A 24,301-nucleotide genomic window follows, 5' to 3' on the forward strand; every position below is an offset into this window, starting at 1 on the left:
CGGTGATCCCGCCACGGACGACCCCGCCCGTCAACACCCGGCAACAGCGGCGCTATCCGCTCCCACGCCGCATCCGTCAGCTCACCACGACCAGCCACAAGATCAATTATCAGACACGACCTAGCGCCGCTCCCCGGCGTCGACCGCATGGTGATGGTGTCCGGGCTACCGGGCGGACCGAGAAATTGCATCGAAGTCAGCCGAAAGGCTGTCAGGAATCCATATCCGAGCCGGTTCGATTCGATTTTCCGGTACTGAGTACGAATGAAGGCCGACCACGGACCCCGTGCGGGAATCAAGTGTTCAGGCACGTTACCGGTCGGTTTCTCGCAGATGGCTCGACGGCGGCCGACACAGACTGAAGTGCACATCCTGACCAGCCAGTTGACGCGAAGGACGCCTGGCGGCCATCGCGAGTTTCAACGAAGGCGCTACCGCCAACTTATCAAAGCACGCTTACTCCTCAGTAACCTCAAAAAAAGCTCAGGGATCCCTCGGTCTCCGTGTAATGCCGGTTGGAGGCTCGCTAATCTCCGATTAGATCACCAGACGAGAGGTGCGCATGCGAAACCGTCCGCGGCTCGCCGACCGGCCCCCCGCCGTCCCCCGCGGTGTGCGTGCCGCGACCCCTCAGGGTCGCCCATGACCACCACCCCCGCTGTCGTCCCCGCGCAACTCGTCGGCCGGCAGGCCGTACTGGACACCCTCGACACACTCGTGGACCGGCTGCGGGACGGCGTCTCGGAAATCGCCGTCGTCACCGGCCCCGTCGGCTCCGGCCGCAGCGCCGTGCTCGAACGGGTCGTCGACCGGGCCCGCGCCTTGGGTCTCGCCGTCGGTGTCGCCCGCTGCTCACCGCGTGAGTCCCAGCTCCCCTACGGTGCCATCACTCAATTGCTGGGCACCCTGTGCCAGCCGTCCCGGATCGGTGCCCTCGCCTCCGGCATCGGCCCCACCAGCCGCCCCACGGACACCATGGCCCGCATGTGCGACACGCTCCTGGCGCTGTCGGCGGGACGGCCCGTGCTGCTGGCCGTCGACGACCTGCATCTCGCCGACCCCCACTCCCTGCGCCGGCTCTTCGACCTCATCCACCGCGCCCGCCGGGGCGCCGTCCTCGCCGTCGTCACGTCCCCCGTACCCGTCCGGCAGGTCCTCGACGCGGCCGGTGCGCAGCCCTCGGCTCCCTGCCCGGTGCACACCGTGCGCCTCAACGCGCTCACCACCACCGAGGCGCGGAGCCTGATCGAGTCCCGCGTCGGCCACCCCGTACAGCGGTCGGTGCTCACCGTGGCCGGCGTCGCCGGCCGGTCGCCCGCCGTCCTGCACGCCGTCGCCGACCGGATCACAGCCCTCGGCCGACGACTGGACACCGACGTCGTGCCGCAGCTCGTCGCCACCGCCCGCACCACCTGGTCCAGCCGCGCCCTCACCACCGTGCACGGCCTGCCCAAGAGCGTCGTGGCCCTGCTGCGCGCCGCGGCCGTCGGCGGGCACCAGCTGGAGCCGGCCAGGCTCGCGGCCCTCGCCGGCCTGGATGCCACCGCGTTCGCCGACGCCGTGGACGCGCTGCGGGCCTGCGGACTGCTCGCCGACACCTACACCCCCCGGCTGCGTCACCCCTGGTTCGCTGACGACGTCCTGGCGGGCATGACCGGGCCCGAGCGGGACCGTCTGCACCGTCGTGCCGCCTCGCTGCACGGCCCGGAGGGCTCCCGCGTCGGCACCGTCGCCGAGATGCTCGGCGACGTCACCGCGCTCGTGCGCCCCTGGACCGCGTCCGACCTCGCCGCCTCCCCGCGCCCCTGTGGGGCGGCCGACCACGCCACCGCGACCCTGCGGCACTCGCTGAGCGAGCCGGTGACCGAGACCGAGCGGGCCCGGCGCCTGATCCGGCTCGCCACCGCCGAGGCCGTCACCGCGCCGCAGGCCGCGGACGGCCGGCTGCGCCAGGTGATGCTGCGTCACCTCGGCCGAGAGACCTGGCCGCACGTGCTGCACGCAGCCGATCTGCTGCTCAGCCGCGGCGATGCCGAGACCGCTCGCTGGATGATCGCGGACGTGCACCAGCGGGCACTCACCACGATCCCCGACGATGAGCTGAGGCCGCTGCGCGCCCTCGGTCGGCTCGCCCACAAGGAGAAGGGCGGCCTGCCGCTCGTCGCTCCACCGCCCCTGCACTCCGACCGCCCCGGGCATCCGGCCCAGTCCGCCGTGCTCGCCTGGACCCTCGCCACCCGCGGCGACGACCGGGCCCAGGCCCTCCGGCTGGCCCGCGCGGCGCTGGACGAGCCCGCGTCCGTGCCGCTCATGTGCCGCATCGCCGCGGCCCGGGCGCTGCTGTGCGCGGACGACGTGCCCACCGCGTTCGACCGTCTGGACGCCGTCGCCGCGGACGCCCGTCGCGAGAACGCACTCGCGGCGGCCGCCCAGGCCCTGCTCAGCCGCGCCGAAGCGGAAGTGCGCCTGGGCCGTGGCGAGGAGGCGCTGCTCCGGCTGGCCGCCGCCACGCGGGCCCTGCCGCCCGCCTCCTGGCACAGCCTCCTGACACCCCGGCTCGCCGCCGCCGAGATCCTTGCCCTCGTCCGCTGCGGCCGGGTGGACGAGGCCCGGCGCGCCTCGGAACGCGCCCGGAGCCGACCCGAGAGCCACAGCGTCAGCACGGCCTTCCTGCTGTACGCCCGCGCCGAACTCGCCCTCATCGAACAGGATGCCGCCCGGGCCCTGCTGCTGCTCGAGGAATGCGGCCGCGTGCTCCGCGCCAAGCGCTGGCGCAACCCCATGCTCATCCCGTGGCGCAGCACCGCGGCCGTCGCCCATCAACTCCTCGGCGCCCCCGCCACCGCCGACGAGTTGCTCGCCAAGGAGTACCACGTGGCGGAGCGTTGGGGCACGGTGACGGCCTTCACGGCCCTACGCACCCGCACCCACGAGGCGCTGGCGCTGCACAGCGTCGAGATCCCCCGGATGCCCGGCCGTGCCGGCCCCCCTGCGGTGCCGGACGAGACCGCCCCGGAGGAGGACCTTCTCACGCCCTCCGAGCGCGACGTGGCGACCCTGGTCGTCGAGGGGCTGGCCAACCGTGAGATCTCCCGGCGGCTGGGCCTGGCCACTCGCACCGTCGAGCTGCGGCTCACGAACCTCTACCGCAAGCTCGGCGTCAAGGGGCGCGCCGCCCTCGTCGCCCACCTGCGAGCCCGGCAGGAGGACGGCTGATCCATGCTGCTGGAGCGCGAGCAGGAGCTGGCCGTCCTGCACGAGGCGCTCGCCCACGCCCAGTCGGGCAGCGGGGTCCTCATCCTCGTCGAGGGCGGTGCCGGTACCGGCACCACGGCACTGCTGAACCGGCTGGCCGACCGGGCGACGGCGGCCGGTGCCCTGGTACTGCGCTCCACCGGCACTCCCGGCGAACGCGCCCTCCCCTTCGGTGTGCTGCGCCAGCTCGTGCTCCCGCTCGTCGCCGAACCCGGCCCGCTCACCGCTCCGCTGGCCGCCGCGCCGCCGATCGCCCCGGGCACCGGCCCCGAGGGGCCGGGCGGCGAGAGCTACGCCGCCGTTCGCGCCGACACGCTCCACTGGCTGCACATCCTGTTCGCCGGTCTGAGCGCCGAGCGGACCGTGGTGCTTGTCGTCGACGACCTGGGCTGGGCCGACGACGCCTCGCTGGAGGCACTCGCCCACCTCGCGGCCCGCCTCGACGGGCTGCGCCTGCTGCTGGCCGTGGTCCGCAAGGACGGCCTCGGCGCGTGCGGCCCGCTCGTCGGCGAGATCGCCGCGGCCGCCACCCACCGGGTCCGGGCGCGCAGCCTGTCGCGCACTGCCACCGCGGAGCTGGTGACCCGCCACTTCGGACCCGGCTGCCCGGACGAGTTCGCCCGGACCTGTCACGATGTCACCGGGGGCCGGCCCAAGGACCTGAGGGTGCTGAGCGACCGGGCCCGGCTCAGGCGACTGGGCGCACCCCACTGGCGCACCCGACGACTGCGCGGGCTCGGTGAGTCGCTGCGCCGCGAACGGCTGCTGTCGCTGCTGCGGCGCGAACCCGTCCTGGACGCCTTCCTCAAGGCCACCGCCGTGCTCGCCGACCACGCCACCGACCACCTCGTCGTGCGGCTCGCGGGGCTGACCCGGCGACAGTGCGAGCAGGCCCGCGAGGTCCTCACGCACGCATGGCCCCCTGCCGCCGGTCAGGGCGATGCCGCCCACACGCGCGCGGCCTGCGCGGTCGTACTGCAGACCATGGGGGACGAGGAGAGCTCGCGCCGCCACCGGGAGGCGTCCGCCGTGCTCGACGCGTGCGGAGCCGGACCGGAGGAGGTCGCCGCACCCCTGCTGCATGTCGACCGGCTCGGCGACCCCTGGGAGATCCACCAGTTGCGCGCCGCGGCGGCGGCCGCGCGCCGCCGGGGCGCGCCCGAGACGGCCGTGCGCTATCTCAGCCGCGCTCTCGTCGACGTGCCCGCCGCCAGCCCTGTCCGCGCCGAGTTGCTGTACGAACTGGGCGTCACCGAACTGGACCTGGGGTCCCCGGCAGCGGGGCGCCACTTCGTGCAGGCCGCGAGGCTCATGCCCCGGCTGCGGCGCCGCGCCGAGGTCCTGTCCAGCACGCCGATGGACATCGTGCGCAGCGATCCCGAGGTCGCCGCCATCGTCCGGGAGACGGCCGCCGGCCTCGGCACGCCGCGGGAGGCCGACCGGCAGGGCGGGTACCTGGCGATGCGGCTGGAGGCCAGGGCACGGTACGCCGGACTGGAGGACCCCGCCCTGGTGGCGTCGACGGCCCACCGGCTGCACGAACTCGGCGAGCAGCGCTATGGCGCCTCTGCGGCCGAACGCGAACTGCGCACCGTCCTTGTGTTCACGGCGGCCATGGCCGGGCAGAGCGATCACCGCACCGTCACGCGCATGGTCCAGCAGGTCCTGGAGGAGGAGCCGGCGCACACTGCCCTGTCCGGCCTGGTGCTGGAGTTACTGCCTCCGGTGCTCTACTGCACGGGCAGCCCGCACATCGCCGCGTCCTGGCTGGACACCGCGCGTCTGCAGGCCGCCCAGGAAGGCTACCGCGTGGCGGAGTCCCGGATCGAGGCGGTGCGCGGTCTCACCCAGATGGCGCGGGGCGAGGTCGGTCTGGCCCGGGAGTGCGGTGCCCGCGCACTCGAGCTGAGCGAGGGCGCGGGGTCCGAGGACAGGGCGCAGACCACCCTCCTGCTGGGCTTGGTCGCTCTCGAAATCGAGGACAGCGAACTCGCCGCCCGGGTGCTCGACCCCGCCGAACCCCCCACCGACCTCCGGCTGTTCGCCCTGCACGGGGCACTCAACGGCATGCTGGCGGAGACACGGGGGGACCTGCCGGTGGCGCTCGCGCACTACCTGGACTGCGGGCGCGTCCTGGAACGCGCCGGCTGGGTGAATCCCGCGCTCGCCCACTGGCAGGTGCGGGCCGCGCTGGTCCAGCAGCGCATGGGCTGGACCGCGCAGGCCCTCGCGGTGGCGCGGACCCATCACGAACATGCCCTTTCCTGGGGAGCGCCGAGCGCCCTGAGCCGCGCGCTGCGTCTGCTCGGCGTCGTCACCGACGGCGCGCCGGGCATCGAGTTGCTGCGGCAGGCCGTCGAGACGGTCGGAACGGAGGGCAGCCGCCTGGAGTTGGCCCACGCCCTCACCGAACTGGGCAGGCGCCTGCAACAGGAGTCGGTCCCGGAGGGCGACCAGTTACTCAGACGTGGCCGCCGACTGGCCGCAGAATTGCTGAGCGCGCCGGACACAGGGCACGGCACCACGACCCGCCCGGCGCGGGCGCTCGCGGCCGGACTCACCCCGGCCGAGACGAGGGTGGCGGAACGCGCGGCACGCGGTCTCAGCAATAGGGAGATCGCGGAGGAACTTGAAACGAGTCTACGGGCCGTGGAAAGACACCTCACGAGCTCCTATCGTAAATTCAATATTACCGGGCGGACGCAACTGGCCGAGATCATGAGATTGGACGGAAGCCGCTAGCCTGCCCAGGAGGGCCCGCACCCATACCGTCGAGCTACGAAGAGCTTTGTTCTTTGTGTTCACGGTGTATGTACAACACAAGGTCCGCAGAATTTCCACGACCTTCGCCGTCGCACACTCCCACGGTTCGATGTCTGCTCGGACACCCGCTCTGACGTGCCCAATCCCTTCCCCGAGCGCCCCTCGGGCAGAACCTTCGCAGGTTACCGAACGGTACTCGAAAAGCATGCGCATACCGGACCGCAATGCACACCGAACCATCGTCGGCGGGGACCGCAGTCTTAGCCGAAAATAGGGCACAGCAAACCTGTATGCCTTGACATGTATTTTCATTCGATGGCAATGTCTTGGGCGAAGGAACACTCCCCGCTGCGGGATGCACCGCTGGTCATGATCGCTGAGAGAGAGTGCCCCACCCTCCATGAAGAACACAGGCCTGGACTTCGCAGACACCCTCCCCGACGCACCGCGGAACTGGTCTCCGGAACCGTATCGCGACAGCTATCTGGCGCTTTTCGAGCAGTCCCTCGTTTGCATCGCGAACCTTGATCTGGAATTCCGGATAATGGAGGCAAACCGATCCTTCACCCGCCAATTCGATTGGAGCCCCGGGCAGGGTAAGGGAACGGACTTCTGTGACCTCCTGCACCCCAGCGTGCAGGGCAAGGTGAAGAACGAGCTGATCCGGCTGGCGGACGGTCAGAGTCCGCGATTCGCCGACCACTTATTGGCGGTGGGCGCGCGGGACGCGGTATTCCGCGGAGAGATGACCGGAATCGCCGTACGGAGTGGAGTCGGCCGGGTCGACCGCATCCTGGTGCTGGTCGACCCGGAGGAATCCGCGAACGGTCCACAGATCGCCAACGCACGACGCAAACTGTTCAGTCCGATGCACGCCCGCATTCTGGAAGGTGTGGCAGCGGGTGAGTCGACGGTCCAGCTGGCCACGAAACTCTTCCTCAGCCGCGGCGGTGTGGAGTACCACGTCTCGTCACTGCTGCGGAAGATGAAGGTGACCAACCGGCCGGCGCTGATTTCGAAGAGCTATTCCCTGGGTGTCTTCGCCGTCGGCCAGTGGCCGCCGCGGGTGCGTCCGGAGTTCGTGTCCGACTGACCGCGAGCAGCTGAAATGCCTCGCAGGCCCCGCCATTTCCCATGGTGGGGCCTGCGGGTTTTGTGCCATGGGCTTCACGCGGGGCCTTTCAGGACCCGGCCGCGCGGGCGACGTCGAGCTCCTCGCCGATCTCGGCGTACACCTCGTTCAGGTGCCCGGTGAGGAAGAAGTGGCCACCGGAGAAGACCCGGATGCGGAAGGCGCCCTCGGTGTGGTCCTGCCAGGATTGAGCCTCCGCCAGGGTCGTGCGCGGGTCGGCGTCGCCCGTCAGTACCGTCAGCGCGGCTCGCACCCGGCGCCCGGGCGGGCAGGTGTAGGTCTCGATGGCCCGGTAGTCGCCCCGGATCGCGGGCAGTGCCATCCGCAGCAGCTCGTCGTTGCCGAACACGGCCGCGTCGGTGCCGTTGAGCAGCCGCAGTTCGGTGATCACCCCGGCGTCGTCCTGCTGGTGCACCCGCTCGTCCCGGTGCGAGGCCGGGGCGCGCCGGCCCGAGGCGACGACAGAGCGCGGCGGATTGGCGCCGAGCTCCTCCAGCCGCAGCGCCGTCTCGAAGGCCAGGACGGCGCCCATGCTGTGGCCGAAGAAGACGGTGGGCTTATCGCTCAGCCCGCGGATCTCCTCGCACAGCAGGTCCGCCAGCTTTCCGATGTCCTCGATGCACGGCTCCGTACGCCGGTCCTGGCGCCCCGGGTACTGCAGTGCGACCACGTCGACCTCCGGGGCAAAGCGCACCGATACCGGGTGGAAGAAGCTGGCCGAACCGCCCGCGTGCGGAAAGCAGACCAGCCGTACGGCGCTGCCGGCCGAGGGGTGGTAGCGGCGGATCCACGCCGTGGTGGCGTCGTCGGCGATACGCGACATGGGCGTCCTCTCCAAAGGGCTTGCGTCAGGGCGGCGGCAACCGGCCCGCCGTCGCCGTCCATCGAACGCGGCACGTCACCCGTAAAACCCTAAACTTCCGCGGTGCCCGCCTCAGCCGACGGGTCTGCGTTCGGCGGCGAGTACCGTCGCCAGATCCCGGCGCCCCGAGATGCCGAGCTTGCGGTACACGCTCGTGAGGTGGAACTCCACAGTGCGCTGGGTGAGGAACAGGGCCTCGGCGATCTCCCGGTTGGTGGCTCCGGCGGCGGCCCGCTCGGCGACCTGGCGCTCGCTTCCGCTGAGGGCGTCGGTGGGGGACTCGGTGCCGCGCCGCAGCCGACCGCCGGCCGCGCCGAGGGCGGGCACGGCCTGGTCGAGGAGCAGCCGGTCGCCACAGAGCACAGCGATGTCGATGGAGCGGCGCAGCCGTTCGCGCGCGCTTTCGGCGTCGCCGCGCTCCAGCAGCCGTCGGCCCAGCAGGTATTCGGCGCGGGCCTGTTCCAGCCGACCCGGGGTGCCGTCGAGGAGGCGGGCGGCCTCGGTGAGTTCGTCGATGCCGGTGTCGCCGGGGGTGAGGACACCGTGGGCGAGGGCCAGCATGCCCCGGGCCCGGGGTGTGCCCCAGCACCGCACGGCCGGGGCCACGCGGTCGATGAGCTCGCGTCCCTCGCCGTGCCTGCCCAGTTCGGCGAGCAGCTGCGCGGCGTCGTACCACCAGGGGGCCAGGACGGGGTTGCCGATGCCCGCCTCGGCGAGGCTGTCACCGCATCGCCTCAGGTGGCCGAGGGCTCCTTCCAGGTCGCCCAGCGCGGCACAGGCGCGGGCCCGGCTCATCATGTACGTGTGTGACTCCAGCGTGAACTGGTCCAGGCGGGGTCGCCGGATCAGGTCGAGCACCTCCTCGGCGCGGCGGGCGTCGCCGCGGCGGACCAGGACGTCGGCGAGGGTGCAGTGCGGGCCGACGGCGCTGTTCACATGGAGGTCTCGGTGGACGAGGTCGAAGGCGAGCTGCGCGTCCGCCAGCGCCTGCGCGATATTCCCGGTCCACATGTGCACCTGGGCGCGGGCGTTGGAGACGGTGGCGCTGTTCCAGACCTGGCCGCGTTTCTGGGCGTGCTCCAGCAGGGTGGTGAGCGCGAACTCGGCGGGCTTGATCTCATCGGCGAGGTAGAGGGCGAGGCTGGCACCGAGGGCGCCCCAGCCGCCCAGCGAGACGTCCCCGACCCGCAGGACCTGCTCGGCCGACGGGACCAGCTCAGCGGCGGAGCGGCCCTCCAGGGTGCCGAGCGCGCACAGCATGCCGAGCAGCAGGCGCTCCTCGGCGGTCTCGCCGGGCGGTGGCACATGGTCGCGGAACCGCTCGCTGACGCGGCGCACGGTGGACTTCTCGTCGAGCCCGGAGACCAGGGCCATCGCCTCGACAAGGGTGCGCAGTGCCTGTTCCTCCGGGGAGTCGCCGAGTTGAGACTCGACCATGGGCAGTGTCTCGCCCACCAGTTCGAAGGCGCGCAGCGAGTTCTGGACGCCGAGGGAGGTGATGACGTACTGCAGGACGAGGCGGCAGCGCAGACGTGGGTCGGTGGCCAGGGACAGTGCGCGTTCCAGCCGGCTGAGCGCGGTGGGGTGGTCGGTGTGGGCGAGGACCCGGGCCGAGGCGGACAGCAGCTCGATGTCGTCGACGTCGTGCCGCAGGGCGCGGGAGAGGTACTGGCCTGCGGTGGCGGGGGCGCCGCGCTGCTCGGCGCCGAGGGCGGCGGACCGCAGGACGGTGACCATCCAGGGCTCGGACACCTCGGGCAGGTGCATCAGCTGGGCGGCGACCTGGTCGCTGGGCCGCCCGGAGTCGTTGAGCAGGCGGGCGGCGCGCTCGCGCAGCGCGAGGCGTTCCTCGGCCGGGGTCGCGTCGAGGACGGCCTGGCGCATGAGGTCGTGGCGGTAGGTGAGGGAGTCGGGGCGCAGCAGTCCGGCGGCGCGCAGGGCGTCGACGGCACCGGCGGCGGGGCCGGGGGTGGTGCCGACGAGGGCGGCGACAGATTCGATGTCGTCGGACTCCAGGACCGCGAGCGCCTTCGCGACGGCGAGCCGGTCGGGGCCGAGCCGGTCGAGGTGGAAGCGGGCCACGGCACCGTGCCCGAGGCCGTCACGGAGCGGGTCGACCTCCTCCCCGGCGTCCGGGGTGCGTTCCCTCAGCTCACGGACGAGGAGCTGGACCAGGAACGGGGTGCCGCCGGTGAGCTCCATGCAGCGTCCGACGCCCGACGCGTCGGGCGGGCCGGCGAGCGCCGCGGCGAGCATCGCGCGTACGGCGTCATCGGTGAGCGGCTCGACGTCGACGGTGAGACAGGAGGCGATGTCGGCCATATCGTCCAGCGCCTCGGGGCCCGCGTGCCCGACCTCGGTGCGCAGCGTCAGGAGCAGCGCGAGGGGCAGGCCCTCGGCCCGGCGCAGCAGGAAGCCGAGCCAGCGCAGCGACGCCTCGTCGCACCACTGGAGGTCGTCGACGGCGAAGATCAGGGGCCGCTCGGCGGCAAGGGAGGCGGTGAGCCAGTACAGGCCGTGCATGACGCCGTACATGTCGGCGGGTTGGCCGTCGGGGGAGCCGTCCGCCTCGAGAGCCGGCACGGCGAGCGCGGCGCTCTTGGCGAGAAGCGGATGGCGTGCGGGGTCGCCGTCGGTGAGGCCGAGCGGGGCGAACAGTGCGCGCACGGCCTCGTAGGCGGCGCCGCCGCTCTCGTGGCACTTGACGGTGAGGACACGCGCGTCGGCGCCCACTTCGGCGAGCGCGGCGGACATCAGCCGGGTCTTTCCGATGCCTGCGGGTCCGCGGAGCAGGACCGCACGCCCCTCGCCCGTGCCGTGGAGGTGCTCGCGGATCAGGGCGAGTTCCAGGTCTCGGCCGACGAACTCGGGCTCGTCCTCCGCCTGCGAGCCGGGCGTCAAGGCCACCATTTCCTCCTGTACTGCCCCGCCATGCAGAGGAGTTGGCGGAATGCACGACCGAACAGCTCATTCTTGTTCGATCATACGCACCGACTGGAGAGTACCTCGGTCGCGCGCGACCCGGTCGCGGGCGCTTTGCAGCAACCTTCACGCGTTCACGACCGCCAATACGCGGCCGATTCCCGGCGTCTCGCTGCCGGTCAGCGCGCCCACTGACGGACTTCCCGGCCTGTTCGATCCGCGTCCACCACGCGGAAGGTGAGGAGGGCTCAGCTCTAGTAGTGCCTCGTTAGGTTGCGCCGGGTGGGTGGTCGTCTGTCTGGGCCGGGATCGGTAACTCGCGGTGGCAGGTGGGGCATCCACCGGTCCGGCACAGCAGCAGGTCCTGCAGAGTGTGAAGGACTTGGTAGAAGGTCAGGCTGGCGCTTGGGCTTTGGGGTCCAGGCGCCGGAGGGTGAGGAAGGCGTGGGCGGCGGTGACGAGGGTGACGTGGTGGTGCCAGCCGCGCCAGGTGCGGCCCTCGAAGTGGTCCAGGCCCAAGCCGTGCTTGAGTTCGCGGTAGTCGTGTTCGATCCGCCAGCGGATCTTCGCCATGCGGACCAGGTGCCGCAGCGCGGTGTCGGCTGGCAGGCTGGTCAGCCAGTAGTCGGTGGGCTCATCCTGGTGCGGCGGCCACTCGGCGATCAGAGTCTCGGCAGGCAGAACGCCGTCCCACCCGCCACGGCCACCGGCCCTCTCCCGTGCGGCTTTCGTCGGCGCGACACCGGCAGGGCGGACCTCCAGCACGATGAACCGGCTGGTCATCGCGCCTTTGCTGCCCTGGCGCCAGGTGCAACGCCGCAGCCGACGCCGTCCGGCGGCCGTGACCAGGTCTTTCAGGGAGCGGGCCAGCTCGCGGTAGCGGGGCAGCCGCGGGGCGCCCATCCGCCCTTCCCGTTCCGGCGCACTGGGCACCGCCTCGCCGGGGTGGGCAATGGTGTCACCGCGAACGGCCACTACGTAGTCCAGGTCGCGGTCGGCCACAGCGGCCCGGAAGGCATGCGTCTGGCCGTATCCGGCGTCGGCCACCACGACCCGGCCTGTCAGTCCCCACCCGAGCGCCTCATCGAGCGCGTCCAGGGCCAGACACCGCTTCTCCCGGTGCCCCAAACCGTCAGGCACTCCAGCCCTCGCACGGCGACCATCGTCCGGATCTGCCCACTCGGCAGGCAGGAACAACCGCCAGTTCAGCGGCACCGAAGCAGCGTCGGTGACCGCATGCAGGCTCACTCCCACCTGACACAGCGACTTCTTGCCCAGCGCCCCGCACCACTGCCGGGTCGCCCCCACCGACTGGTCTCCCGCCTTGGGGAAGGAGGTGTCGTCGATCACCCACGCCTCAGGAGAGATCTCCGAGGCCACCTTCATCGCAACGGACCGCAGTACCGGGACGTGGTCCCACGTCGACTGGCTGACGAACTGCTGCAACGCCTGCATGTTGCCGTCCGGCAGCCGCTCCGCCATCGGCTGGATCGGCTTGCGTCGCCCGTCCAGCATCAGCCCACGCAGGTAGCAGTTCCCCCACTCGCGCTGATCCTTGCGCTTGAACGATGCGAACACCTCGGCAACGAACTCTCCAAGGCTCTCGCGCAGTTCCTCGATCTCCCCAAGATCCACGACCGGCGGCATGCACCACCGCACACCACCCGATCAAACCAACCTAACGAAGCACTACTAGGGATTTACCAGGCGCCGGCGGCCCATCCTTCGTCTCGCACCGGGGTCCGGATGTCCCGGTGCACCTCCCGGTGAGAGGGGACGCCACGTGACAGCGACAGACATGAGGGACGACGCCGCAAGGCAGGTCGACTTCCCGTTCCGCCGGCCCGGCGAGCCCTTCCCACCGCCCGGTTACGCGGAGGTACGGAAGCGGGACGGGCTGGTGTGGTCGATGATGCCAGGCGGGCAGCGGGTGTGGCTGCTGACCCGATTCGAGGACGTGCTGGAGGCCCTGCTCCACCCGTCGCTCAGCTCGGACTCCCGCAACGAGGGGTTCCCCACCCCGGGCCGTACGGGCGGGCCGCCCGCGCAGACCCAGATTCCCGGCTGGTTCGCCACCCTCGACCCGCCCGAGCACGACCGCTACCGCAAGATCCTGATGCAGGACTTCACCGCACGGCGGATGAAGGAACTGCGCCCGCGGATCCACAAGGTCGTCGAGGACTGTGTGGAGTCGCTGGCCGCCAAGGGCAGCCCCGCGGATCTGGTCGCCGACTACGCGGTGCCCATTCCGTCGCTGGTGATCTGCGAGCTGCTGGGCGTGCCCAACGCCGACCGGGCGTTCTTCGAGTCCCGTATCTCAGTGCTGGTCACGCTGGCCGCCACCGACGAGGAACGGGACAAGGCTACGACCGAACTCCTGCGCTACCTGGGCCGGATGGTCACCATCAAGCGGCACCGGCCCGGCGACGACCTGATCAGCACCATGATCGCCTCCGGGGAGCTGGCGCCGATGGAGGTCGGCGGAGCCGCTCTGCTGCTGCTCATCGCGGGCCAGGAGACCACCGCGAACAACATCGCGCTGGGCGCGGTCCCGCTCATGGAGCGTCCGGAGTGGGTCGATGACCGGGGGATCGTGGACGAGTTGCTGCGGTTCTACTCCGTCGCCGATCTGGTGCCGCTGCGGGTGGCAGTGGCGGACCTGGAGATCGGCGGCCAGCTCATCCGGGCGGGCGAGGGAGTAGCACCACTCGTGGCCGCCGCCAACTTCGACGAGGGCAAGTTCGCCTGCCCGCACGCCTTCGACCCGAGCCGCTCGGCGCAGGGCCACGTCGCCTTCGGCCACGGGCGGCACAAGTGCCTGGGCCAGCATCTCGTGCGTGTCGAGATGGAACTCGCCTACCGCGTCCTCTTCGAGCGGCTGCCGGGGATCCGGCTCGACTGTGCCGTCGAGGACCTGCGCCACAAGGACGACGGCGTGCTGTACGGGCTCGCCGAGCTGCCGGTGCGCTGGTGACCGCCCCGCTGCCCGGCCTCATCACCGACCGAAACCGACAGAACCAGGATTCCGCATGCCCGCAGATCTGACCCGGCTTCCCGCCACGGCTCCGGTGTCCGACGTCACCGCCGTCCTGGAACGCGACGGCGGTGTGATCGTCGAGGACCTCGTCGACGACACGACTTTGAAGGGTCTGTGGGACGACCTCGGTCCCGCGCTCGACGCCACCGGCTACGGCGACAGTTCCTTCACCGGCCAGCGCACCAAGCGGCTCAGCTCGCTCTTCGCCCGCTCCCGGCACATGGAGCGGATCGCGCTCAACCCGCTGTATCTGGGCGCCGCCCGGGACCTGATCGAACGCCCCTCGACGAACTGGTTCGGCCGCACGCGCACCGATCTCGCCCCGAACGTCCAGGTCAGCATCACACAGGTGATCCAGATCTGGCCCGGCGAGACCGCGCAGCCGCCGCACCGCGACGACATCGCGCACCTGCTGCCCAGTCCCGGCCCGACGAACCGGGTGCAGATCATGCTGGCGATGAGCGAGTTCACCGAGGAGAACGGCGCGACGATCGTCTACCCGGGCAGCCACCTCTGGGAGGCCGAGCGCGCGCCTCGTCCGGAGGAGGCGGTGCAGGCGGAGATGGCGCCGGGGTCCTGTCTGATCTGGGTGGGCGGTCTGTTCCACAGCGGCGGCGCGAACCTCGCCGACGACGCGCGTACGGGCCTCACGCTCGCGCTGGTGCGCGGCAATCTACGCCAGGAGGAGAACCAGTACCTGGCCGTGCCCAAGGAGATCGTCCGCGACTACCCGGAGGAGCTCCAGCGGCTGCTGGGCTGGGGCCTGTGCCCGCCGTTCCTCGGCTGGTACGAGCAGGAGGATCCGATCCGCCTGCTCAACGACTGATCAGCAGGCCGGTCCCCGAGGGCCGCCGCGCACACCGCGCGGCGCCCCTCGGCGTGTTCAGCGTTCCCGCAACCACTCGTGGACGGCGCGCGCGGTGGTGCCGGCGTCGCGCTCCAGCAGGCTGACGTGGTTGCCGGGCACCTCCACCTGCTCGTGCGGCAGCGGCCAGGCGGGCCGGTCGGCACCCAGGAGCAGGGCGGGGTCGTGCTCGGCGGCGGCCACGAACAGGGTCCGCGGCGCGTCGGCGGCGGGCGCGGGCCGCCACCGGGTGAACAGGCGGCCGTAGTGGGCGGTCGCGGTGAGCTGGTCGGCGTCGACCGGGACCTCGGGGAAGTCCCGCATGAGCCGGCAAGAGGTGGCGACCATGGCGAGCGCGAGGTTCTCGCCGGGCGTCTCCGGCGAGTCGAGCAGCACCAGGGCGCGTGGCGGTGCGCCCGCCTCGGTCAGTACGGCGGCCAGGAGCTGGGCCTGCCAGCCGCCGGAGGAGTAGCCGACGAGGGTGAGCGGCTTGTCCCCGAAGGCGGCGAGAACGGCCTCCGCCTGCCGGGCCGCGGCGGCCTCGGGAGTGTCGGGCAGCGGCTCGCCGGGCGCGTAACCCGGGGCGGGCAGTACCCATACGTCGCGGGCGCCGTTCAGGGCGGCGGCGAACCGGGAGTACTGGTAGGCGGTGACGGGCGCGACGAGGGACGGCAGGCACAGCAGGGCCTCGCCCTCGGTGCCGGTGGCGAGCCGGACCGGCCGGGGCCCGAGGGCCGTCGTGCCTGGCCGCGCGTCCAGGTTCGCTGCTGCGCCGGGCGGTGTGTCCGGCAGACCGAAGCCGGGACGCATCGCGGCCGCGAGGTGCAGCACGTCCAGTCCCTTGTCGTACTGCTCCCGCTCGAAGGCGTAGCGCACCAGCGCGGTCACGGAGTCCGTCGGGGCTGTCGACTGCCCGTCCCTGTCGGCCAGTTCACCGCTGACGTGCGCGGCCAGGGCGCGCGGTGTGGGGTGCTCGTAGAAGGCGGAGATCGGCAGCTGGACTCCGCAGGCGCGGCCGACGCGGTGGCGGAGATCGCCCAGCGACAGAGAGGTGAAGCCGAGTTCGAGGAACCGCTGTGTGACGCCGACCTCGCCGGTGTCGGTGTGTCCGAGGACCTGGGCCACCTGCGCGACGACGAGTTTCAGGAGGGCACTCTCGCGCTCGGTCCGGGGAAGCGAGCGGAGGCGGTCGGCAGGCGGGGGCGGGGATGCGGGCTCGGCGGTCGAGGCAGACTCGCGCGGAGCCTGAGGGATCGCGGCCGACGCGGACTCTCGCGGAGCCCGAGGGGTTCCGAGGAAGCTCATCGCCCCGTTCTCGCCCGTACGGTCGGGCAGCCAGTAGCGCCGACGCCGGAAGGCGTACGTCGGCAGGTCCACCCGGCGCGCGCCGGTCCCGGCAAACAGGGCGCCCCAGTCGATGTCCATGCCATGGACGAAGACCTCGGCGAGGGCGGTGAGCAGCGCGGTGACCTCTCCCCGGTCCCGGCGCAGCACGCTGACGGCGACGGCGGTCCCGGCGGGCGCCTGTGCGGTGAGGACCGGGTCGGGGCCGATCTCCAGGAGCCGGTCGGCCCCCTGGGGGCCGGTGACGGTGGTGAGGGCGTCGTGGAAGCGTACGGGCTCGACGATCTGGTCCGCCCAGTAGCGGGCGGTGGTCCAGTCGCCGTCCCGCAGGGCCTGCCCAGTGACGGAGCTGACGGCGGGCACGGTGGGCGTGCGGTAGGTGATGCCGTCGGCCACGGCGGCGAAACCGTCCAGGACCGGTTTCATCAGCGGCGAGTGGAAGGCGTGGCTGACGCGCAGCCGGGTCGCGCGGCGCCCACGCTGCCGGAACTCCGCGAGCACGGCCTCGACGGCGCCCTCAGTGCCCGACACGACCACGGACCGCGGCCCGTTCACGGCGGCCACCGCCACATCCCCGGCCACCTCCTCCTCAGTGGCCTCGATCGCGGCCATCGCGCCACCCTCCGGCAATGCCTGCATCAGCCGGGCCCGCGCCACCACCAGCCGTACCGCGTCCGGCAGTGCGAAGACCCCGGCCGCATACGCCGCCGCGAACTCGCCCACCGAGTGGCCGAGCACACAGTCCGGTCGCATGCCCCAGGACCGCAGCAGCTCCACGAGGGACACCTGTACGGCGAACAGGGCCGCCTGCGCATAGCCCGTACGGTCCAGCAGCGCGGCCTCCGCCGATCCCTCCGCCGCGAACACCGCCTCCCGAACACCCGTCGTGAAGCCGGCAGCGCCATCGAACTCCCCGTCGAGGTGGGCGCACACCTCGTCGAAGGTCCGGGCGAACACGGGGAACCGGGCGTACAACTCTCGCCCCATGCCTGGGCGTTGGCTGCCCTGTCCGGTGAACAGCCACGCCGTGCCGCCCTCGGTGAGGGTGCCGCTGACGATGTCCGAAGTGGTCGTCCCGGTTCCGAAGGACGTGAGGGCGGCGGCCATCGTCGGCGTGTCGGGGCCCAGGACGACGGCGCGGTGGCTGAGGGCGGCGCGGATGGTGGCCAGCGAATAGCCGACGTCATGGGCGGAGAGGTCGTCGGTGAGCGCACCGCGCAGGCGGTCGGCCTGCTGGACCAGGGACTCGGGTCGGTGGGCCGACAGGACCCAGGGAACGAGCGGGAGCAGGGTGCCGGTCCCGTGCTGCTCGGGCCGCGGCTCCGGCTCGGGGGCTTCTTCGAGGATGACGTGGGCGTTGGTACCGCTGATCCCGAACGCCGAGACACCGGCCCGCCTCGGCCGCTCACCACGCGGCCACGACCGCGACTCGGTCAGCAGCCGCACCCGCCCCGCCTCCCAGTCCACATGCGAGGAGGGCCGCTCCACATGCAACGTCGCGGGCAGCGCCTCGCGCTGCATCGCCAGCACCATCTTGATGACACCGGCCGCACCCGCCGCCGCCTGCGTATGCCCCAGATTCGACTTCACCGACCCCAGCCACAACGGCTCACCGGTACGCGCCCGGCCATACGTGGCCAGCAACGCCTGCGCCTCGATCGGATCCCCCAGCGCCGTCCCCGTGCCATGCGCCTCGACCACATCCACATCAGCCGCTTCCACCCCGGCATTACGCAACGCCTGACGAATCACACGCTGCTGGGACGGACCATTCGGCGCGGTCAGACCATTCGACGCACCATCCTGATTGACCGCACTCCCCCGCACCACCGCCAAAACCGGATGACCATTACGCCGGGCATCGGACAGCCGCTCCACAACCAGCATGCCCGCACCCTCACCCCACACCGTCCCATCCGCACCCTCAGCAAACGCCTTGCACCGCCCATCCACCGCAAGACCCCGCTGACGCGAAAACTCCACAAACGCGGCAGGCGTCGACATCACCGTCACCCCACCCGCCAACGCCAAACCACACTCCCCCGCCCGCAACGCACGCACCGCCAAATGAAGCGCCACCAACGCCGACGAACACGCCGTGTCCACCGTCACCGCCGGCCCCTCCAACCCCAACGCATACGCCACCCGCCCCGACATCACACTCGCAGCGGACCCCGTCCCCACAAACCCCTCAACCCCCGCAAACCCACCCCGCGACGCCAACACATAATCCTGACCATTCGTCCCCACAAACACACCCGACACCGACCCCCGCACCGACACCGGATCCACACCAGCCCGCTCCAACGCCTCCCACGACGTCTCCAACAACAACCGCTGCTGCGGATCCATCGCCAACGCCTCACGCGGCGAAATCCCAAACAACTCCGCATCAAAATCCGCCACACCAGAAACAAACCCACCCGTACTCACATACGAAGTCCCGGAATGCTCAGGGTCAGGATGACAAAGCCGCTCGACGTCCCAGCCACGGTCCTCGGGAAACGAGGTCACACCATCACGGCCGGCCGCGAGCATCTCCCACAGCTCCTCCGGCGACGACACACCCCCCGGAAAACGACACGCCACCCCCACGATCGCGACGGGTTCGCGGGTGGCCGCGAGGAGTTGCCGGTTGCGCTTCTTCAGCGTCTCGGTCTCCTCCAGGGACTTTCGCAGGGCCTGGACGACCTTTTCGTACGGTGCGCTCATCGATGCCTCTGTCAGTCTCGTTCGTCGGAATCGGAGTCGAAGCCGAAGTCGTCGGCGGCAGGATCGTCCGCGTCGCCGAGTGCGAGGTTCACCAGGTCGTCGACGGCGAGGTCGGCGATGACGGTGTCCTCGTCGGGGGCGTTGTCGGACCAACTCGCGTCCTCGTCCTCGGCGCGCCGTTCCGCTGCCTCGGACTCCGCGAGCAGGGTGCGAAGGCTGGGCAGGAGGCCGGCGTCGCGCAGCCGGGCGAGCGGGGCGGAGGCGAGGACGCGGCGCAGGCGTGCCTCGTCGAGGTCCGTCACTTCCTGCGTGGAGCTGTCCGCGGTGTCGTCCGGGAAGAGCTCGGTGTGGAGGTGGCGGGCGAGTGCCGCCGGGGTGGGATGGTCGAAGACGAGGGTGGTCGCGAGACGGAGTCCGGTCGCGGCCATCAGCTGGTTGCGGAGGTCGACGGCGGTCAGGGAGTCGAAGCCGAAGTCCTTGAAGGCGCGGTCGGCGTCGATCGCGGCGGGGGTGTCGTGGCCGAGGACGGCCGCGACGCGGGACTGGACGAAGTCGCCCAGGACACGCTCGCGTTCGCCGGGCGGCAGGCCGCGCAGCCGTCCGACGATTTCGCCGGCCCGGGCGGTCGCCGCGCCGGTGCCGTCGCGGGTGGCGGTCGCCGCGTCGGGGAGGTCGGCGAGCAGGGCGCTGGGCCGCGCGAGGGCGAAGGCGGTGGCGAAGCGGTCCCAGGAGACGTCCACCACGGCGGTGCAGGGGCGGTCGTCGGAGATCACCTGGTCAAGTGCGGCGAGGGCTCGCTCGGGCGACAGGGGGCGCAGCCCGGAGCGGCGGATGCGTTCCTCGGCGGCCCGGTCGGCGGCCATGCCGTCGCCGGCCCAGGGCCCCCACGCCACGGAGGTGGCGGGCAGGCCGAGGGCACGGCGGTGCTGGGCGAGCGCGTCGAGGTGGGCGTTGGCGGCGGCGTAGGCGGCCTGGCCCGCGTTGCCGAGGACGCCGGTCACCGAGGCGAACAGGACGAAGAACCCGAGGTCACGGTCGGCGGTCAGTTCGTGCAGCAGGTCGGCCGCGTGCGCCTTGGCGGCGAGGGCCTCGGCGAGGTGCCGTGGGGTGAGGTCGCTGAGGACGCCGTTGGCGGGGATGCCGGCCGCGTGCACGACGCCGGTCAGCGGGGTGTCCTCGCCGATTCCGTCGATCAGGGCGCGGACCGCGGCGCGGTGGGTGAGGTCACAGGCGGTCAGGGTGACGCGGACGCCGAGTGCGGCCAGTTCGTCGCGCAGCTCGGTGGCGCCCGGGGCGTCGGCGCCGCGCCGGGAGGCGAGCAGCAGATGCCGGGCGCCCCGCTGGGCGAGCCGTCGGGCGAGGTTCCGGCCGAGGGCTCCGGTGCCGCCGGTGATCAGTACGGTGCCGTGGAGGGCGTCCATGACCGGGGACGCTTGCGGGTCCGCGGGTTCGTCGTCCCGTACGAAGCGGGCGGCGAAGACGCCGCCGGCGCGGACGGCGAGCTGGTCCTCGGACCAGGTGGTGGAGCGGCCGTGGGCGAGCAGCTGGGCGAGCCGGGTGAGGTCCCGGTGTCCGGGCCGGTCCGGCAGGTCGGCCAAACCGCCCCAGATGCCGGGGTGTTCGAGTGCGAGGCTGCGGCCGAGTCCCCACAGCTGTGCCTGGGCGGGGTGCTGGAGCGGGTCCCCGGTGCCGACGGACACGGCCGAGCGGGTCGCGCACCACAGCGGCGCGCCGGTTCCGCCGGCCGCGTCGGCCCAGGCCTGGGCGAGCAGCAGGGTGAGGCCGGTCGCGGCGGGCGGCTGTCCCTCGTCGTGCGGCTGCTCCTCGGCCCAGGCCAGCAGGGACAGCGCGCCGTCCGGGGCCAGTTCGCGGACTCGGGCGGCGAGTGTCGTACGGCTGTCGTGGTTGCCGACGGTCAGGACGGTGACCTGGGCGCCGGCGTCGCGCAGGGCCTGGGCGCACTGTTCGACGAAGCCGTCCTGGTCGGCCGTCACCTGCTCGGGGGCGACGACCAGCCAGCCGCCGCCGAGCGTGGCGGCCGGTACGCCGACCGGCTTGAAGGTGACCACGTAGCGCCAGGCGGCGAGTTCGGACGCCTCGCTCTGCCGCCGGCGCCAGTCGGACAGCACCGGCAGCAGGGAGTCGAGGGACGCGTCGGGGCTGACGCCGAGCCGGTCGGCGAGTGCGGCGGGGTCGCCGCCGTCGACGAGGTTCCAGAAACCGGCGTCGGTGCCGGGCCGCCGGCCGGCGACGGCGCGCTGTGCCCGGCGGTCGCGCAGCCAGTAGCGGCGGCGCTGGAAGGCGTAGGTGGGCAGATCGACGTGCGCACGGGCCGAGTCGCTCGCGGGGTCGGCAGCCGCGTTGACGGCGGCCCAGTCGGTCTTCATGCCGCGGACGAAGAGTTCGGCCACGGCCGTGAGCAGCGTCTCGGCCTCGGGACGGCCGGTCCGCAGGGCGGCCGCGGCGGTGACCCGTCCGTCCGAGTTGGAGCGGGCGAGCGCGGTCAGGACCGGATCGGGCCCGACCTCCAGGAGCCGGGTCGCGCCGTGGTCGGTGGTGGCCGTGGTGAGGGCATCGTGGAAGCGCACGGGACGGCGCACCTGGTCCACCCAGTAGGCGGCGGACGCCCACTGCGTCGTGATGGACTCGCCCGTCGCGGTGCTCACGGCAGGGAGCGTGGGGCGGCGGTAGGTGATCGTCTCGGCGACGCTGGCGAAGTCGGCGAGCATCGGGTCCATCAGCGGCGAGTGGAAGGCGTGGCTGACCCGCAGCCGGGACACCCTGCGGCCCTGGCCGCGTGCCACGTCCATCGCCTCGACGACCGCGTGCTCGTCGCCGGACACCACGACGGACGACGGCCCGTTGACGACGGCGACGGCGATCTGACCGGCGCCGGTCAGCCCCTTCAGCAGCTCCGTCGCCTCGGCCTCGGTGCCCTCCACGGCGGCCATCGCGCCGCCCTCGGGCAGGGCCTGCATCAGCCGGGCACGGGCTGCCACCAGCCGTACCGCGTCGGGCAGTTCGAAGACCCCGGCGGCGTAGGCAGCGGCCAGTTCGCCGACCGAGTGGCCGAGTATGAGGTCGGGGCGGACGCCCCATGACCGCAGGAGTTCGACGAGGGCCACTTGCAGGGCGAAGAGGGCCGACTGCGCGTAGCCAGTGGCGTCGAGCGGGTTCGCGTCGTCGCGCTGACCGTCGGGCTCGGCAAGCAGCATCTCCCGCAGCGGGCGCGGGAAGCCGTCCTCATGCCCGAGTTCGGCTTCGAGCAGCTCGCACACGGCGTCCAAGGCCTGTGCGAACACCGGATAGGCGGCGTGGAGTTCGCGTCCCATGCCGGGCCGCTGGCTGCCCTGCCCGGTGAACATCCACGCCGTACGGCCCTCATCGGCGGTGCCGGTCACGACCGTGGCCCGACCGTTCACGGGGGCTTCTCCGGCCGCCAACGCCACGATGCCGGCGCGCAGTTGGTCCCGGTCGTCGCTGAGGACGACGGCACGGTGGTCCAGCACGGCGCGGTTCGTGGCCAGCGCGTGGGCGATGTCGCCGGGGTCCGGCTGCTCCCAGGCGGAGAGGAGGCCCGTCAGCCGCGCCGCCTGGGCGCGGGTCGCCCGTTCGGTACGGCCCGACACCACCCAGGAAACGACGGGCGCGTGGGCCGGAGGCTCCGGCCGGCGCGGAGACGGCTCCGTGGGGGCTTCCTCGAGAATGACGTGGGCGTTGGTGCCGCTGATGCCGAACGACGACACGCCGGCCCGGCGGGGGTGCCCGGCCGTCTCCCAGTCCCGGGGCTCGGTGAGCAGCCGTACCGCTCCGGACTCCCAGTCGATGTGCGCGGAGGGCCGGTCCACGTGCAAGGTCCGGGGCAGGTGGCGCCGTTGGAGCGCCATGATCATCTTGATCACGCTCGCCGCCGCGGCGCCCGCCTGGGCATGCCCGATGTTCGACTTGACCGACCCGAGCCACAGCGGTTCGTCGTCGGTGCGGGCCTGTCCGTACGTGGCGAGCAGGGCTTGGGCCTCGATGGGGTCGCCGAGCCGGGTGCCCGTGCCGTGCGCCTCAACCACGTCGACCTCTGCGGGCGAGACGCGGGCCGCCTTCAGCGCCTGGCGGATCACGCGCTGCTGGGACGGGCCGTTGGGCGCGGTGAGCCCGTTGGAGGCGCCGTCCTGGTTCACGGCGCTGCCGCGCACCACCGCCAGCACCGGGTGCCCGAGGCGCCGGGCGTCCGAAAGCCGCTCCAGCACGAGCATGCCCCCTCCCTCGCTCCACCCAGTGCCGTCGGCACTGTCGGCGAAGGACTTGCACCGCCCATCACCAGCCAGCCCGCCCTGCCGGGCGAACTCCAGGAACATGCCGGGTGTCGCCATCACGGTGGCGCCACCGGTCAGGGCCAGATCGCACTCACCGGCCCGCAGGGCCTGCGCGGCCAGGTGCAGGGCGACCAGGGCCGAGGAGCAGGCGGTGTCCACGGACACGGCCGGACCCTCCAGCCCGAACACATAGGACAGCCGCCCCGACGCCACACTCGGCGTGCTGCCCGTCAGCAGATACCCGTCGGTCTCCGGGTCGGCGTCGTCGTCCTCCTGACCGCTGGCGTACCCGTTCGCGGACACGCCGGCGTACACACCGGTCGCGGAACCCTGGAGCGAGAGCGGGTCGATGCCCGCGCGTTCCAGGGCCTCCCAGGCGGTCTCCAGCAGCAACCTCTGCTGCGGATCCATGGCGAGGGCCTCGCGCGGCGAGATCCCGAACAGCTCGGCGTCGAACTCGGTGGCATCGTCGACGAATCCGCCGACCGCCGCCACGCCCTCCAGTGTCTTCATGTTCCAGCCGCGGTCGAGCGGGAACGGCGTGATGCCGTCACCGCCCGTGGCCACCAGCTCCCACAGCGCTTCCGGTGAGTCCACTCCGCCGGGGTAGCGGCAGCCCATGCCGATGACGGCGATGGGCTCGTCGGCGAGCGCGGCACCACGGGGCGCCGTCTCCTCCGTCGTGTCGTCGGCCGACGCACCGACGAGTTGCTCCCGCAGGGACGTGGCCAGCGCGGCCGGTGTCGGGTGGTCGAAGATGACCGTCACCGGGAGCGTGATGCCGGTGGCGGAGCCGAGGCGGTTGCGTAGATCGACAGCGGTGAGCGAGTCGAATCCGAGGTCCTTGAAGGCGCGGGACGTGTCGATCGACCCCGCGGACGCATGGCCGAGCACCGCGGCCACCTGTGCCTGCACCAGCTCCAGCAGCTCGCGTTCCTGCTCCTCGACGGACAGCTCGCGCAGCCGCCCGGCCAGGGCACCACCGGTCCCGGCCGGGCCGGCGGCGCGGCGTCGGCGTTCGGCGGCGGGAACGAGGCCCTGCATGATGCCGGGCAGGCTGTCACGTACGGCGGCCAGGGCGGGGGTGCGCAGGGCGACGGGGACTGCGGTCGGCTCGTTC

General features: G+C 72.2%; 11 protein-coding genes. 5 read left to right on the forward strand and 6 right to left on the reverse strand.

What is annotated here, in order from left to right; translation table 11 throughout:
- The coding region (locus tag LJ221_RS23715) for a transposase (RefSeq protein ID WP_374228445.1) at positions 1-98 on the reverse strand (98 nt) is incomplete at its 3' end.
- Between the two features lie 544 nt (positions 99-642).
- Between LJ221_RS23715 and LJ221_RS13630 the strand changes: the two genes are divergently transcribed.
- The 3 genes from LJ221_RS13630 to LJ221_RS13640 all read left to right on the forward strand — a co-directional run bounded on the left by LJ221_RS13630 (position 643) and on the right by LJ221_RS13640 (position 7,111).
- A complete protein-coding gene (locus LJ221_RS13630; protein WP_241716750.1) occupies positions 643-3,216 on the forward strand; it encodes an AAA family ATPase in 2,574 nt (857 codons plus the stop codon).
- 3 nt (positions 3,217-3,219) lie between these two features.
- Positions 3,220-5,997 (forward strand): AAA family ATPase, encoded by a 2,778-nt coding sequence (locus LJ221_RS13635; protein ID WP_241716752.1) that lies wholly within the window; start codon positions 3,220-3,222, stop codon positions 5,995-5,997.
- A 421-nt stretch (positions 5,998-6,418) separates the two neighbouring features.
- Complete coding sequence (locus LJ221_RS13640) at positions 6,419-7,111, forward strand: LuxR C-terminal-related transcriptional regulator (RefSeq protein ID WP_241716755.1); 693 nt, start codon at positions 6,419-6,421, stop codon at positions 7,109-7,111.
- A gap of 88 nt (positions 7,112-7,199) precedes the next feature.
- Here the strand turns inward: LJ221_RS13640 and LJ221_RS13645 are convergent, their stop codons facing one another.
- The 3 genes from LJ221_RS13645 to LJ221_RS13655 all read right to left on the reverse strand — a co-directional run bounded on the left by LJ221_RS13645 (position 7,200) and on the right by LJ221_RS13655 (position 12,569).
- A complete protein-coding gene (locus LJ221_RS13645) occupies positions 7,200-7,973 on the reverse strand; it encodes a thioesterase II family protein (RefSeq protein WP_241716757.1) in 774 nt (257 codons plus the stop codon).
- Positions 7,974-8,084: 111 nt separating this feature from the next.
- Positions 8,085-10,919 carry an AAA family ATPase gene (locus LJ221_RS13650; protein ID WP_374228444.1) on the reverse strand — a complete coding sequence of 945 codons (2,835 nt, stop codon included), beginning with the start codon at positions 10,917-10,919 and terminating at the stop codon, positions 8,085-8,087.
- Between the two features lie 408 nt (positions 10,920-11,327).
- A complete protein-coding gene (locus LJ221_RS13655) occupies positions 11,328-12,569 on the reverse strand; it encodes an IS701 family transposase (protein WP_374228446.1) in 1,242 nt (413 codons plus the stop codon).
- A gap of 148 nt (positions 12,570-12,717) precedes the next feature.
- Between LJ221_RS13655 and LJ221_RS13660 the strand changes: the two genes are divergently transcribed.
- Entirely contained in the window at positions 12,718-13,908 is a 1,191-nt protein-coding gene (locus LJ221_RS13660; protein WP_308314778.1) for a cytochrome P450, read from the forward strand.
- A 55-nt stretch (positions 13,909-13,963) separates the two neighbouring features.
- Positions 13,964-14,797 carry a phytanoyl-CoA dioxygenase family protein gene (locus LJ221_RS13665; RefSeq protein ID WP_241716762.1) on the forward strand — a complete coding sequence of 278 codons (834 nt, stop codon included), beginning with the start codon at positions 13,964-13,966 and terminating at the stop codon, positions 14,795-14,797.
- A gap of 57 nt (positions 14,798-14,854) precedes the next feature.
- On the opposite strand, the gene LJ221_RS13670 is transcribed toward LJ221_RS13665, so the two are convergent.
- Both LJ221_RS13670 and LJ221_RS13675 read right to left on the reverse strand, forming a co-directional pair.
- On the reverse strand, positions 14,855-18,871 hold the full coding sequence (locus LJ221_RS13670) for a type I polyketide synthase (protein ID WP_241716764.1): 4,017 nt from the start codon (positions 18,869-18,871) through the stop codon (positions 14,855-14,857).
- An 11-nt stretch (positions 18,872-18,882) separates the two neighbouring features.
- Positions 18,883-24,301 (reverse strand): type I polyketide synthase (locus tag LJ221_RS13675; RefSeq protein WP_241716766.1); only part of this gene is annotated, 5,419 nt, incomplete at its 5' end.

It is taken from the genome of Streptomyces sp. CNQ085, assembly GCF_022614595.1.
In the GTDB taxonomy this organism is placed as follows: Bacteria; Actinomycetota; Actinomycetes; order Streptomycetales; family Streptomycetaceae; genus Streptomyces.